The 14,441-nt window shown below is 58.4% G+C and carries 13 protein-coding genes; 12 read left to right on the top strand and 1 reads right to left on the bottom strand.

Going from position 1 to position 14,441, the window contains the following annotated elements; all coding sequences use genetic code 11:
• The first annotated feature begins 87 nt into the window (after positions 1-87).
• The 4 genes from rpmE to GHO42_RS22460 all read left to right on the top strand — a co-directional run bounded on the left by rpmE (position 88) and on the right by GHO42_RS22460 (position 4,876).
• Positions 88-315, top strand: coding sequence for a 50S ribosomal protein L31 (rpmE, locus tag GHO42_RS22475; RefSeq protein ID WP_016783180.1), 228 nt, complete (start codon positions 88-90; stop codon positions 313-315).
• 5 nt (positions 316-320) lie between these two features.
• Positions 321-1,148: a thermonuclease family protein gene (locus GHO42_RS22470; protein ID WP_095020158.1), complete on the top strand. Its 828-nt coding sequence runs from the start codon at positions 321-323 to the stop codon at positions 1,146-1,148.
• Positions 1,149-1,330: 182 nt separating this feature from the next.
• Entirely contained in the window at positions 1,331-2,599 is a 1,269-nt protein-coding gene (locus GHO42_RS22465) for a malic enzyme-like NAD(P)-binding protein (protein WP_095000845.1), read from the top strand.
• Positions 2,600-2,845: 246 nt separating this feature from the next.
• Positions 2,846-4,876 carry a lipase family protein gene (locus GHO42_RS22460; RefSeq protein ID WP_240882227.1) on the top strand — a complete coding sequence of 677 codons (2,031 nt, stop codon included), beginning with the start codon at positions 2,846-2,848 and terminating at the stop codon, positions 4,874-4,876.
• Between the two features lie 58 nt (positions 4,877-4,934).
• On the opposite strand, the gene GHO42_RS22455 is transcribed toward GHO42_RS22460, so the two are convergent.
• Positions 4,935-7,358, bottom strand: a complete 2,424-nt coding sequence (locus GHO42_RS22455) for a penicillin-binding protein 1A (protein ID WP_371926148.1) — start codon at positions 7,356-7,358, stop codon at positions 4,935-4,937.
• A 205-nt stretch (positions 7,359-7,563) separates the two neighbouring features.
• Between GHO42_RS22455 and pilM the strand changes: the two genes are divergently transcribed.
• The 8 genes from pilM to GHO42_RS22415 all read left to right on the top strand — a co-directional run.
• Positions 7,564-8,526 carry a type IV pilus biogenesis protein PilM gene (gene pilM / locus GHO42_RS22450; protein WP_178126948.1) on the top strand — a complete coding sequence of 321 codons (963 nt, stop codon included), beginning with the start codon at positions 7,564-7,566 and terminating at the stop codon, positions 8,524-8,526.
• Positions 8,526-9,092, top strand: a complete 567-nt coding sequence (locus GHO42_RS22445) for a PilN domain-containing protein (RefSeq protein WP_095000848.1) — start codon at positions 8,526-8,528, stop codon at positions 9,090-9,092. The genes pilM and GHO42_RS22445 overlap by 1 nt, the downstream gene beginning before the upstream one ends.
• Positions 9,089-9,703, top strand: a complete 615-nt coding sequence (locus tag GHO42_RS22440; RefSeq protein ID WP_240055622.1) for a type 4a pilus biogenesis protein PilO — start codon at positions 9,089-9,091, stop codon at positions 9,701-9,703. The genes GHO42_RS22445 and GHO42_RS22440 overlap by 4 nt, the downstream gene beginning before the upstream one ends.
• A 37-nt stretch (positions 9,704-9,740) precedes the next feature.
• Complete coding sequence (locus GHO42_RS22435; RefSeq protein WP_232527659.1) at positions 9,741-10,235, top strand: pilus assembly protein PilP; 495 nt, start codon at positions 9,741-9,743, stop codon at positions 10,233-10,235.
• 12 nt (positions 10,236-10,247) lie between these two features.
• The gene (locus GHO42_RS22430; RefSeq protein WP_095000850.1) at positions 10,248-11,579 is read left to right on the top strand and encodes a type IV pilus secretin PilQ; all 1,332 of its coding nucleotides are present in this window, start codon (positions 10,248-10,250) and stop codon (positions 11,577-11,579) included.
• A 4-nt stretch (positions 11,580-11,583) separates the two neighbouring features.
• Positions 11,584-12,102: a shikimate kinase AroK gene (gene aroK, locus GHO42_RS22425; protein WP_029611693.1), complete on the top strand. Its 519-nt coding sequence runs from the start codon at positions 11,584-11,586 to the stop codon at positions 12,100-12,102.
• 130 nt (positions 12,103-12,232) lie between these two features.
• Entirely contained in the window at positions 12,233-13,333 is a 1,101-nt protein-coding gene (aroB, locus tag GHO42_RS22420) for a 3-dehydroquinate synthase (RefSeq protein ID WP_095000851.1), read from the top strand.
• Positions 13,334-13,343: 10 nt separating this feature from the next.
• The coding region (locus GHO42_RS22415) for an AAA family ATPase (RefSeq protein WP_153384189.1) at positions 13,344-14,441 on the top strand (1,098 nt) is incomplete at its 3' end.

Genomic DNA, 14,441 nt, shown 5'->3' with positions numbered 1-14,441 from the left:
TGCAAAGGTCTGGTATTATCGGCGCCCTAATTTTACGTGCGGTATTCAACAATGGTGTTGAGTGGCGGCACGCTAGAGGAATACCCCATGAAAGCCGATATCCATCCAGCGTACGAAACAATCCTGGTAACTTGCAGCTGCGGCAACAAGTTCGAAACTCGTTCGAACCTGTGCAAGCCACTGGGCACCGACGTATGCAACGAGTGCCACCCGTTCTACACCGGTAAGCAGAAAACTCTGGACGTTGGCGGTCGTGTTGATCGCTTCAAAACTCGTTTCGGTGCTTTCGGCGCTACGAAAAAAGCCGCCGAGTAAGGCGCATGACCATGGGCAGGCTTTTGGGTCTGGCCAGGTTATTGAAAAAGGCGTCCCTTGCGGGCGCCTTTTTTGTGCCTGCGATTTGGCTGGCCAGTGTTTCGGCCGCGCCGCTGTGCCCGGCGCCAGGGGCTGTGGCCTACGCCACGGTGGAGCGGGTGACCGATGGCGACACCCTGCGTCTCAAGGATGGCCGCAGCGTGCGCATGATCGGCCTCAATGCCCCGGAGACGGGCAAAAAAGGCCGGCCCGCCGAGCCCTTTGCCGAGGCGGCGCGCAAGCGCCTGCAAACGCTGGTGGCGCAGAGCGATGGCCGTGTCGGGTTGCTGCCAGGTAAACAGGCCCGGGATCGTTATGGTCGCACCCTGGCCCATGTATTTGGTGCCGATGGCAGCAACCTTGAAGCCCGATTGCTGGCTGACGGCCTGGGATTTCAGGTGGCTATCGCGCCGAATGTAGCGCTGCTTGACTGTCAGCAAGCCGCCGAGCGCAGTGCGCGCAAGGCTCGTCTGGGCCTTTGGCGGCAGTCGCCGGTGCTGGCGCCGCAACAAATCCGTCGCTCGGGTTTCGCCCTGGTGAGTGGCACGGTCAGTCAGGTCCGGCGCAATCAGGGCGGGCTCTGGATCGACCTGCAAGGCGGCCTGGTGTTGAACATTGCGCTCAGGCAATTGCCCACTTTCGATCAAAAGCAACTGGCCAGGTTGCAAGGTGCGCAAGTCGAGGCCAGAGGTTGGGTTCTGGATCGTTCGCAGCGTGCAGGCGTGAAGGCCGGGCAGGCACGCTGGATGTTGCCTTTAACTCATCCGGGAATGCTTAAAGTCATTGCCCGCTAAAAATTGTAGACAATTTTAAATACAGATTGTGGACACTCCAGCCCTTATGGGGCGCGGCTCTTGGGCCAAAGTCGTAAGGTAAAGGCCTTGACACTGCTGACTGGTCAGTCTTGTCGGGACTTTGCGACACGCGTATGCTCGGCGATTCGTCTGTCCAACAGCAAAAAAAGCGGAATGCCCACATGTCTGATTTGAAAACTGCCGCTCTCGAATACCATGCCCAGCCACGTCCAGGCAAACTGAGTGTCGAGCTTACCAAACCTACCGCTACTGCCCGCGATCTAGCGCTGGCATACAGCCCGGGTGTAGCCGAACCAGTGCGCGAAATCGCCCGCGACCCTGAACTGGCCTACAAGTACACCGGCAAGGGCAACCTGGTAGCCGTGATCTCTGATGGCACCGCTATCCTGGGCCTGGGTAATCTCGGCCCATTGGCCTCCAAACCTGTTATGGAAGGCAAAGGCGTGTTGTTCAAGCGCTTTGCCGGTATCGATGTTTTCGACATCGAAGTTGATTCCGAGAGCCCACAGGCTTTCATCGACACCGTAAAACGCATCTCCATCACCTTCGGCGGCATCAACCTCGAAGACATCAAGGCACCTGAGTGCTTTGAGATCGAACGTGCTCTGATCGAGCAGTGCGATATCCCTGTATTCCATGATGACCAGCACGGCACCGCTATCGTGACCGCGGCCGGCATGATCAACGCCCTGGAAATCGCTGGCAAAACCCTGGCGCAAGCCAAGATCGTTTGCCTGGGCGCCGGTGCTGCTGCCATCTCCTGCATGAAATTGCTGGTGAGCATGGGCGCAACCATCGAAAACATCTACATGATCGACCGTACCGGTGTGATCCACTCCGGCCGTGACGACCTGAACCAGTACAAGTCGGCATTCGCCCATGCTACCGAGAAGCGCACCCTGGCTGATGCCATGGACGGCGCAGACGTGTTCGTTGGCCTGTCGGGTCCGAACCTGCTGAGCGCTGAAGACTTGCTGCGCATGGCGCCTAACCCGATCGTGTTCGCGTGCTCGAACCCGGATCCGGAAATCTCCCCGGAGCTGGCTCACGCCACCCGTAACGACGTGATCATGGCCACTGGCCGTTCGGACTACCCGAACCAGGTCAATAACGTGCTGGGCTTCCCTTTCATCTTCCGTGGTGCCCTGGACGTTCGCGCCAAGCGCATCAACGAAGAAATGAAAATCGCTGCAGCCAACGCATTGCGTGAACTGGCCAAACTGCCAGTGCCACAAGAAGTGTGTGACGCTTACGGCGGTATCAAGCTGGAATTCGGTCGTGAATACATCATCCCGAAACCAATGGATGCACGCCTGATCACTCTGATCTCCGATGCAGTGGCCAAGGCTGCCATCGAGACCGGTGTTGCAACCCTGCCATACCCGAAAAACTACCCGCTCAAAAGCGTGGATGACGTCTTCAACGGCTAAGGCTGTGTAGCGTCATAAAAAAGCCCCGGCGCTGTAAAGCGTCGGGGCTTTTTTGTTTTTTGCGAAACGGGCACGAAAGGATCTACAAAATAAGCCTAACCCTTCTACAAAATAGGAATTGTCTTACATTAATTTTTTCGAGCCTCCGTTAATTTCATTCCTTTGTTCCGAGGGGAGCCTGTTCTGAATTCTGAAGAATTCTGAAGTGTGCCCTCTGTTTTATAGGACGTTTTATAGGAATCACGGATGTTCACTCGCCTTCGTCAAAGCCGTTACAGTCAGACCCGCTTTCAACTGATTGACGACCAGGGGGTGAGTACCGCCTATGCAGGGCTGGCCTTTGAGCTGGTTGATCAGCGAGGTAGACGGCACGGCGGTCGTCTGGATGCCTCGGGGGTTGGCAGGGTGCGCAAGGGCGTTGAAGGGCCATTTGCGCTTATGTTCAGGCAGTTGCATGACGCCAGCAATGGCCTGTATTCGCGGTTGATGGGTCGAACGCATTACCCTCTCAAGATCACCGAGCTTCAGGTCAGGGCGGAGCGCACCCGCTTCCTCGACAGGAGCGGTGCGCGCCCGCAGAGCAAGCCGCCATGCATTGATCCCGACAGTGACTATTACCAGATTGAAGTGCGGCATCTGGTCGAGCATGTTTCTCATTTGCCGCCTGAGGCCGGGAGCCTGTTCCCGGTCGAGCGTGGCCCGCTCGGTGTGCATATTGCAGAGGGGCGTCATACGGTGCTGCAGGTGCGTCCCTTGCGGGCCTTGTGCCCGCTGCTGTCCACGGACCCGCAGTTTTGTGCGCTCAATCTCTATCAATTGGCGTTGATGGCCACCCTGGGCAACTGCTCATTTGCTGGGCCGGCCCGCATGTCGCGTGTGCAAGATCCCTTTGGGGAGGCAAGCATGATGGGCTGGCGGGCCAGCCCGGAACAGGCAAAGTCCTATTACCCTTTATATGAAGATGTGCCGTATTCGGCGCGTTTGGAAATTGTGCCTTTCGACCCCGTGCTGTACCCGGCCAATGACCCGCTTTGCGGAATGGCTCAGGAAACTCCGTCTTCAGTGCATTATCGCGGAGATATCCGTTTTGGGGCTCAAGGCGCAGGTGCACAAGTTTTTGTGAGCCATAACGATAAAGTTGTCTTGGTTGCCGTTCATAGCACCTGTACCTGGTCTGATTTGTCACAGGATGCAGAGGCCCCTCAAGTACCCTTTGAAGAGGGTGAGGGCCAGGTACATGGCGGTTTTTACGACGCCGCCAGGCAGGCTTACGAGCTTGTTGACAGGTACATGGACAAGTTCCACTGGGGGCAAGCCGTACTGATTTGCGGACACAGCCAGGGCGGGGCTATCGGTTTGATCCTTGCCCAAATGTTGATCCAGCTGAGGGCCTGTGAGGTGCAGCTCTACACGTACGGAGCCCCTCGCGCAGCGGACGCAACCTTTGTTCGCGCGGCACAGGGGCTGGTGCATCAGCGCATGGTTAACCATAACGATCCTGTCCCCGGGGTGCCCGGCAGCTGGATGAACCGCCCATTGTCGGCCTGTTGTGCAGGCACGGTACTCAGTTTCGTGAACGTACCCGCAGGTTTTGGCGTGTTTGTGGCGGGCCTGAGCCGTTTGCTCGCAGAGCCTTATCAGCATCACGGAACCTTGCGCCACTTTATGCCGCTGGAGTTTGCTCAGGAGATGAGGTCGCATGTCCTGTGGGATCCGCTTAGCAAGACGATCACCCAGCATGCCGTCAGCCATGCGGTACTTGAGCAAAACAGTGCAGCACCCGAATCAGAGGGTGGGCTCAAGCCACGGGTCGATGCAGGCCAGCCGTTTATGATCGACAGTTATATTCCCAGTTGCTGGGCGGTTTTGCGCCGCAGCCAGCAAGCGCTGCAGGCCCGGTGTTCACTGGTGACCGAGCGTGAGGTGTTGTTCGTGGATCAGGCGCTTGAACACGTCGCGCAGCAACTGCGGGTTAAGTACCGTGAGGTAATGACCTGTGCGGGCGGTACGTTTGAAGAGCAGGTAGAAGCCATGAACCTGCTCATGCGCGAAATGAGCAATGTCCATAAAACCCGCAAGCGCTTGTACCTGCTGAGGTTTCGGGTGCCGACCCGGGCAGATGTGTATGGGCAGTATGCGCAACAGCCCGGTGTGCTGGCTGAAAGTCTGGAGCGCTGGGAGTCTCACAGCGAGAGCACGCGTATCGATCAACTGGCGATGGCGCCGATCGATGAGCTGTTTGCAGGGGGTGTGCCTGTGGATCACCTGCTTGCTTGAGCCTGCCAGGCTGCACGTTGCAAGCGCTCGGGCGCTCTGCAACGTGCAGCCCTGTTGATCAGAACAGGTCTATTGGGGCGCCGTCATCTGCCGGCAGCGGGCTGCCCGGTGCTACGTTGTTGCCCAGTTCGCTGTTGGTGGGCGGTGTGTCTTCGCTCTTGAACAGTTCAAAGTAGGCGCCAGGCGTGCCTGGAGACGCGATACGGCCGCTGGACGGATCAATCCGCAAGCTGAGGATGCCTTCGGGTTCTGGCTGCGTATGCGCAGGCTTGTCTTTGAGCGCGCCCCCCATGTACGTCATCCAGATCGGCAGCGCGACGGTGCCGCCGTATTCGCGACGGCCCAGGCTTTCGGGCTGGTCGAAACCGGTCCAAACAGTGGTCACATAGTCGGCGTTGTATCCTGAGAACCACGCATCCTTGGATTCGTTGGTCGTACCGGTTTTACCTGCCAGATCGGTGCGGCCCAGCGCCAGGGCGCGGCGGCCGGTGCCGAGCTTGATCACGTCCTGCAGCATGCTGGTGAGGATGTACGTGGTGCGCCCGTCGACAATCCGCTCGGCTACTGCTTGCGTCTCGACAGTGGGCAGGCCCGGTGCGGCATTGATGGTGTCAACGGTCAGCGCTGCGGCTTCAGGCGGCACATCCTTGCTGTCGGCTTTAGGCACGCTTGGCGGGTTGGCCACGAACAGGGTCTCGCCATTGCGGCTTTCGATTTTGTCGATCAGATACGGCGTGATCTTGTAGCCGCCGTTGGCGAATGTACTCCAGCCGGTGGCAATCTCCATTGGCGTCAGGGTGGCAGTACCCAGGGCCAGCGACAGGTTGCGCGGCAAGTCCTGTTTGTTGAAACCGAACTTGCTGATGTAGTCGACGGTGCGGTCGACACCCAGGCTTTGCAGCAAGCGGATGGAGACCAGGTTGCGCGACTTGTACAGTGCTTCACGCACGCGGATCGGGCCGAGGAAGGTGTTGGTGTCGTTCTTCGGGCGCCAGACCTTGTCCAGATATTCATCGACAAACACGATAGGTGCGTCGTTGACCAGGGTGGCGGCGGTGTAGCCATTATCCAGTGCGGCGCTGTAGATGAACGGTTTGAAGCTGGAGCCCGGTTGGCGCTTGGCCTGCATCGCCCGGTTGTAGTTGCTTTGCTCAAAGGCGAAACCGCCCACCAGCGCGCGAATGGCGCCGTTGTCCGGATCCAGGGATACCAGTGCGCCTTGCACGGTGGGCATCTGGCTGAATTTGTAGCTGCCGTCGGTCTGCGGTTGTACGCGAATCAGATCACCGACCTGGGCGACATCCGAAGGCTGTTTGGGCATCGGCCCCATGCTGTTGGTGTTGAGGAACTTGCGCGCCCATTTCATGGTGTTCCAGGCGACGTGCGCCTCACCGGTGCGAGTCAGTACTTGAATGCCGTCCTTGTCGACCTGGGTCACGATGGCCGGTTCAAGACCGCTGATCGGGCGCTGCTTGGCCAGTTCCTGAGTCCATACGGCCAGGGTCTTGCCCGGCAGGCGTGACTCGGGGCCACGGTAGCCGTGACGCTGGTCGTAGGCAATCAGGCCTTCATGAACGGCGGTGTTGGCCAGTTCCTGAAGGTCACTCGGCACCGTGGTAGTCACACGGAAGCCTTCGGTGTACGCCTCGCTGCCATAACGGCCGACCATTTCGGCACGGGCCATTTCGGCGATGTAGGGGGCGCTCACTTCCGGCGTTGGCACGTGATAGCTGGCGTTGACCGGCTCGGCGATCGCTGCTTGATAGCTGGCCTGATCGATTTTACCCAGCTTGTACATACGCCCCAGGATCCAGTCGCGGCGCTCTTTGCTGCGCACCGGGTTGGCCAGCGGGTTAAACCGTGAAGGGGCTTTGGGCAGGCCGGCGATCATCGCCATCTGCGCCAGGCTCAGGTCGCGGATCGATTTGCCGTAGTAAACCTGAGCTGCGGATTCGATACCGTAAGCGCGGTTGCCCAGGTAAATCTTGTTCACGTACAACTCAAGGATCTCGTCCTTGGTCAGCTCGCGTTCAATTTCGAGAGCCAGCAGGATTTCGTTGGTCTTGCGCGAAAAGCTTCGCTCGCTGGAGAGGAAATAGTTCTTCGCCACCTGCATGGTGATGGTGCTGCCACCTGATTGTATGTGTCCGCTTTTTACCAACTGGGTAGCGGCACGCATCAGGCTGCTGGGGTCGACCCCGTAATGATTGGCGAAATTGTCATCTTCTGCAGAAAGCAGGGCATTGATGAAATTGGGCGGAATGTCGGCGAACTTGATCGGTGAGCGGCGCATTTCGCCAAACTCTGCGATCAACTTTCCGTCGCTGGTGTAGACCCGCAAAGGAATCTGCAACTGGATGCTTCTCAACGACTCTACAGACGGCAAGCCAGGACTAAGATAGAGAAACGCGCCGCTCAACACGAGCAACAGCCCGCAGAACACGGCAACGAAAGACCACCCGAAAAACTTCAGCAGACGAATCAAGGCTTTTGGATTTCCAGATCAAGAAATGGGTTTGCACGTCAGGGTAGTGCGCAGTTGCGCCGGGTCGACGATACGGAAAAAACGCCCGGCATTATAAGCATTTTTCGCTCATGAACGTCATGAGCCGCATGTCAGAACAGGTTTTGAACGGATCTCATTTTTTACCCTCCGTAAGTTACGGATTGCATTAGGGAAAACAAAGGTGCCCGGATTATTTCCTCAAACACGTCAGCGCTGTGTCGGCGTACAAATCGGCCAGCAGTCGATCAAGCTCGTCGAGCTGAGCCGTTCACAGGGCCGGTTCAAGCTACAGTCCTATGCCATGGAACCCCTGCCAGCCGGGCTTGTGAATGATCAGACCGGCGCAGAGGCCAAAAGTGTCGTCCCAGTGCTTCTCAGGGCGCTGGAAAAGGCCCAGGTAATCGCCAGGGACGCCATTATCGCGATGCCCGATGGTCAGGTTATCTGCAAAAGCCTGGAGGTGGAGGCAGGCTTGAGCGAAGTAGAGCTTGAGCTTCATGTGCGGTTTGAGGCTGAGCAGTACATACCTTATGCACTGGATGACATGGCACTGGATTTTGAGCTCCAGGATCACCCGTCGAACCATACCGGGCCGGCCCGCGTGCTGATGGTGGCGTGCCGCCAGGAAGCACTGGAGTGGCATTGTTCGGTCTTGACCGGTGCGGGATTGGTCCCGCGGGTGGTTGCCGTGCAGGCTCATGCCCTGGTGCGGGGCGTTGAGGCAATGACTGCAGGTCAGGCACTGAACGGGGCCGTGGCCGTGGTCGATTTTGCACCCCATACAATCCTGCTGAGCATCGTGCAGCAGGGTCAGGCCATTTACGTCCGGGAGCTGCTTTGCGGGCAGGCCACTGCAGGGGCGCAAGCATTCGAAACCACGATTGTCGAAGAGCTGGAGCGAGAGCTTGGGCTGTTTGCCGACTCCGGAGTTGATGGGCGGATCGGCCTGATCGTATTGGCCGGTGAGGCTGCCATGGATCCGCTGCTGGCTCAGCGGGTTGAATCCCGTCTTGGCACGCCGACACGCATCGCCAACCCGTTTGCGCTGATGGACCTCGATCCCTCACTCACCTCTGAAGCCTTGCTTTGCGATGCCCCTGTGTTGTTGACTGCCTGCGGTCTGGCCTTGAGGGGGTTTGATTAATGGCGAGAATCAATTTGTTGCCCTGGCGCGCGTTGTTGCGTGAAAAGCGGCGCAAACGTTTTTTGATGGTGCTGGTGGCCCTGTCTTTGCTGGCGGTGGCCGGCCTGTTTGCTGCTGACCACTTTATCGACACCTTGGTAGAGGAGCAGATGGAGCGCAATGACCTGATCCGCAGTACCACGTTCCAGCTGGATGGGCGTGCGGAGCAGATCGACCAGTTGAAAGTGCGCCGGGAGCAATTGCTTGAACGCATGCAAACCATAGGCATGTTGCAGAGCAGCCGGTCGAGCAGCGGGATCATTTTGGAGCAATTGGCGCGCAGCTTGCCGGAAGGTGTGCATTTCACCGACGTGAAAATGACCGAGGGCACCATTGTCATCACGGGGATTGCCCAGTCCAACAACCTTGTCGCCCAGCTGATGCGAAATCTCGATGCTTCGCACTGGCTGGATACGCCGCAACTCAATGACGTCAAGGCAGACCCTGCCCAGGCAGGCGGGCAGGAGCGCCTGTTTCAGATGACGGTGCGTGAGGCCCGACATACCCCTTCCGGGGGGGCATTGTGATACCTGCGCACTGGCTCGTTAGCCTGCGCAATTTCGACCTGCGCGAACTGGCCCCGGGTAACATGGGCGCCTGGTCGCCAGCCCGCAAAACAACCGTGGCTCTGGTGTGGCTGGGCCTGGTGCTGGTGTCGGGTCATGCGCTGCTGCTTCAACTGCCTTCTTCCCGGCTGCAACAGTTGCACGAGACTCAAACCACGCTGAAGGCGGAGTTTGAATCCAGGGTCGCACAGGTTGCCAATCTGGATGCTTATGTGATGCAAGTTCACAGGCTGGAAGCCGGGTTCAGTGCGTTGCTCAAACAACTCCCCGCTCAGGCACAAGTGCCCGAATTGCTGGATGAGATTTCGCGGTTGGGTCTGAGCAATGGTCTGCTGGTCGAGCACATTCAGTGGCTCCCTGAAGTCCTGCAAACGTTCTATGCCGAACTGCCACTGCAGATGACCCTCGTCGGGGGCTATCACGAACTTGGCCTCTTCGTCAGCGCCATGGCCAGCCTGCCGCGCATTGTCACCTTGCATGACCTCAGCCTTGCGCCGAGCAACGGTACCGGTGATGGTCAACTGCGCATGACGCTGCTGGCAAAGGCCTACCGAACCACGATCAAGGACTGATCCCATGGGTGTTTGTTTGCGAGTGTTTGGCGCCGGATTGCTGGCAAGCCTGGCAGGGTGTGACAGCCCGCAGACTACCGCAGACCTGCACAGTTATTTACAGGCTACGCAGGGGCATGCGAGCAACGCCATTGAGCCGCTCCCCGTGATCAGTGTCGGGCCTGTGTTTGCCTATGGATCGATGGGTTTGCGCAATCCTTTTCAGGCTATAGGGGGGGGAGGGGACGGCAGTTGGCAGGTCAGCCTTGCCGGCGATGAACTTGACGCGGACCGGCCCCGGCAGTTTCTGGAAGGCTTTGATCTGGAGCAGTTCGAGATGGTTGGCATGCTGTCCAGTGAATCGCAGGCAAATGCCTTGCTGCGGGCCAATGGTGTTATTCATCGCTTGAAAGTGGGGGATTACCTGGGGCGCAACAATGGCCAGATTGCTTCGATCCAGGCGCACCAGATTGAAGTATTTGAACTGATTTCCGATGGTCGGGGCGGTTGGTTGGAAAGGTCCCTGACGATTCCTTTAAATCAACAGTCTTAACGGATAAACACCATGAAAAGGATTTCACCGGTCTGCGTACTGGCGCTATGGAGTGCGCTGAATTCGCAGTCAATGCTGGCGGCTGGGCAGGCCGCACCATCATCCGTCAAGCGCTCGCAGTATGTGGGCGAGCCCATGTCCCTGAGCGTGCAGAATCTTGATGTACGCACGGTACTGCAATCGCTGGCGGATTTTACCGGGTTCAACCTGATGGTCAGCGACACTGTAAAGGGCAGCATAACCCTCAGTTTGCAGGATGTGCCTTGGGATCAGGCGCTGGAGCTGGTGCTTGAGAGCAAGGGGTTGGGCAAGCGTCTTGAAGGTAATGTGTTGTTGATCGCGCCCCTGGAAGAGATCGCAGCCCGCGAGCGCCCTGAGCCTGCGCCTTTGCGTCGGGAGTTGGTGCAAGTCAATTACGCCAGGGCGGCAGATATCGTCATGCTGTTCCAGTCAGTGACCGGCGGGCAGCCCGGCATCGAGGGGCAGGGCACGATCACGGTGGATGAACGCACCAATACCATCATTGCTTATGAATCGAGTGAACGGCTGGAGGAGCTGCGGCGCATCGTGGCTCAACTGGACGTGCCAGTGCGTCAGGTGATGATCGAAGCCTGGATTGTCGAGGCAGGCGTGGACTTCGAAAAAAGCCTGGGTGTGCGTTGGGGGGGAGCGCTAAACAATGGTGGCCTCTGGAAAGCCGGTGGTATTACCCAGCCTGCGGCGTCCGGGGCTGCCCCTGGCAACGTTAGTGCGCCCTTTGTTGATTTGGGTGTTTCGCGAAATACCTCGGGCTTGGGCATCGCCTTCATCACCAACAATGTGTTGCTGGACCTGGAACTGACGGCCATGGAAAAAACCGGTAATGGGGAAATCATCTCGCAACCCAAAGTGGTTACTGCGGATAAGGAAACCGCCAAAATTCTTAAAGGCACCCAAATTCCTTACCAGCAGGCCAGCAAAACCGGGGCTACATCGGTTTCGTTCAAGGAAGCCTCATTGTCACTGGAGGTGACGCCGCAAATCACTCCGGACAACAGCGTCATCATGGCCGTCGTAGTGACCAAGGATGAGCCCGATTACATGAGCAGGCTGCAGGATGTACCGCCCATCAAGAAGAACGAGGTCAGGGCCAAGGTGCTGGTCAAGGACGGTGAAACCATCGTGATTGGGGGAGTGTTCTCAAAAACTCAAAGCAAAGTGGTAGATAAAGTGCCATTTTTAGGCGATCTGCCGTATGTTGGCCGACTTTTCCGTAGAGACGTTGTCCTGGAAAAAAAATCCGAACTGCTGGTGTTCCTGACTCCGCGTATCATGAACAACCAGGCGATTGCTGTGAGTCATTGATTCTGTGCGAAATTTGATTCTTGTTGGGCCAATGGGGGCTGGAAAAAGCACCATCGGACGTTTGCTGGCCAAAGAGCTGCACCTGCCGTTCAAAGATTCCGATAAGGAAATTGAAGTGCGCACGGGTGCCAATATCCCGTGGATCTTCGATAAAGAAGGCGAGCCGGGCTTTCGCGATCGTGAAACAGCCATGATTGTCGAGCTGTGCCATGAAAATGGCATTGTGCTGGCCACCGGTGGTGGCGCGGTCATGCGCCCGGAAAACCGGCAAGCGCTGCGCAATGGTGGGCGCGTGGTGTATTTGCACGCCTCCATCGAGCAGCAGGTGGCGCGCACCTCCCGTGATCGCAACCGGCCCTTGCTGCGCAATGCCAACCCGGAAAAAATCCTGCGCGACCTGCTGGCTGTGCGCGACCCGCTTTATCGTGAAATTGCTGACCTGGTGGTTGAAACCGATGAGCGGCCGCCGCGCATGGTGGTGCTCGATATCCTCGAGCGCCTGGCCCAGCTTCCTCCCCGGTAGTCGCTGCACAGACCATTAAAGTGCGATACGAAATGCGCTATTCTCGGCGCCGAGCATGCCTTTTTACGGCATGCCATCACTTGATAATTGCGAAGCAGGGCGCTGGCGCCGTGCTTCAACGCGGGGTTTCATGCAGACAGTGAAGGTTGATCTAGGCGAGCGTAGCTACCCGATTCATATTGGCGAAGGTTTGTTGGATCAGCCGCAGTTGCTGGCTCCGCATATCGCCGGGCGCCAGGTGGCGATTGTGACCAATACAACGGTCGCGCCACTCTATCTTGAGCGCTTGACGCGTAGCCTCGCGCAGTTCTCGGTGTTGCCGATCATCCTGCCCGATGGCGAGTCGTTCAAGAATTGGGAAACCCTGCAGCTGATTTTCGATGGCCTGCTCACAGCACGTCATGATCGACGCACCACGGTGATAGCGTTGGGTGGCGGTGTTGTCGGTGACATGGCCGGTTTTGCTGCTGCTTGTTACCAGCGCGGAGTCGATTTTATCCAGGTGCCGACCACTTTGTTGTCCCAGGTCGATTCGTCCGTGGGCGGCAAAACCGGGATCAACCACCCCTTGGGCAAGAACATGATCGGTGCCTTCTATCAGCCCAACCTTGTGCTGATCGACACCCAGACCCTCAACACCCTGCCTGCCCGCGAATTGTCCGCAGGGCTGGCTGAAGTCATCAAATATGGCCTGATATGCGATGAGCCGTTCCTGACCTGGCTTGAAGACAACATGGATGCGCTGCGATCCCTGGACCAGGCGGCCCTGACTGCCGCGATCCAGCGTTCGTGCGCGGCCAAGGCTGAAGTGGTCGGCGCCGATGAGCGCGAAGCGGGTGTGCGTGCAACGCTCAACCTGGGGCATACCTTTGGCCATGCCATCGAAACCCATATGGGCTACGGCGTGTGGCTGCATGGCGAGGCCGTCGCTGCGGGCACCGTGATGGCACTGGAAATGTCTGCCCGCCTGGGCTGGATCACCGATGCCGAGCGTGATCGAGGTATCCGGATCTTTCAGCGTGCCGGTTTGCCAGTGGTGCCGCCCGTCGAAATGACCCCGGCCGACTTTATGCAACACATGGCAGTTGATAAAAAAGTGATCGACGGTCGTATGCGTCTGGTGCTGTTGCGCCGCATGGGCGAAGCCACAGTGACTGACGATTATCCACAAGAGGTTCTACAAGCCACGCTGGGTGCGGATTACCGCGCGCTGGCTCAGCTTAAAGGTTAATAAGATCCCGATGACTAGTTTGCATGCCGACGAGGCGTTCCTCGGTCACTTCCAGCTCACCCACGACCCCTTTGCACCGCGGGTTCCGGGCTTCAAGTTTTTCCCGGCCCAGCGCAAGCCGGTTCTGGGGCAGTTGCATCACCTTGCCCGCTACAGCCAGTTGCTGCTGGTGGTCACCGGGCCTGAGGGCAGCGGCAAAACCTTGCTGCGCCAGGCGTTGGTGGCGAGTACCAACAAGCAGTCGGTGCAAAGTGTCGTGGTCTCGGCGCGTGGGGCCGGCAATGCCGCCGGTATCCTGCAGCAAGTGGCGCAAACCCTGAATGTGGCGCGCCCTGACGTGGGCTCCATTCTGGCGCAAGTGGTGCAACTGGCGCTTACGGGGCAAGAGGTCTACCTGCTGGTCGATGATGCCGAACAGCTCGATGAGTCTGCGCTGCAAGCCTTGCTGGCGCTGGCTGCGGGTACGCCAGAGGGGCGTCCGCACGTGTTCTTGTTCGGTGAGCCGTCGATGATTGCCGGTCTTGAGGAGCTGAGCGCTGATGAAGAACGCTTCCATGTGGTCGACCTGCAGCCCTATGACCTCGAAGAAACCCGCGAATATCTGGCCCAGCGCCTTGAAGGTGCCGGGCGCGGGATCGAACTCTTTAGCGCTCAGCAGATCTCAGATATACACGAGAGCTCTGAAGGCTGGCCCGGGATTATCAACCAGGTCGCCCGTGATGCAATGATCGAAGCCATGATTGCCAGCCGCTCAGCGGTCAAGCGTCCAAGTATGGGGTTCAAGATGCCGAAGAAACACGTATTGGCCATTGGTGCAGTAGTGGTAGTGGCTGTCGCTGCTGCCGTTTTGATTCCGGGCCGTGGCAAGGCGCCTGTTGCGCCGGATGCCGAACAGACACAGCTGGGGCAGGCCACACCCAATGGCGGGGCCAAGCCTTCGGTGGATTTCGCCGGTTCTTCGCAGCCGATGCCGTTGCCGTTGGTGGGGCAGTCTCAGCCGGTGATGCGTGGTCCGCTGGCTGAAGCGGCCGGTGGGATCTCCGAGGGCGACGATGGCGGTGTGCCTGCGGTCGACGGCGGCGTTGCTTCGCCACCGACCGTCACCACC

Source organism: Pseudomonas sp. FSL R10-0056 (genome assembly GCF_009600105.1).
GTDB lineage: Bacteria > Pseudomonadota > Gammaproteobacteria > Pseudomonadales > Pseudomonadaceae > Aquipseudomonas > Aquipseudomonas bubulae.
The sequence above is the reverse complement of the archived record's forward strand: the minus strand, read 5'-3'. Positions and strand labels throughout refer to the sequence as shown.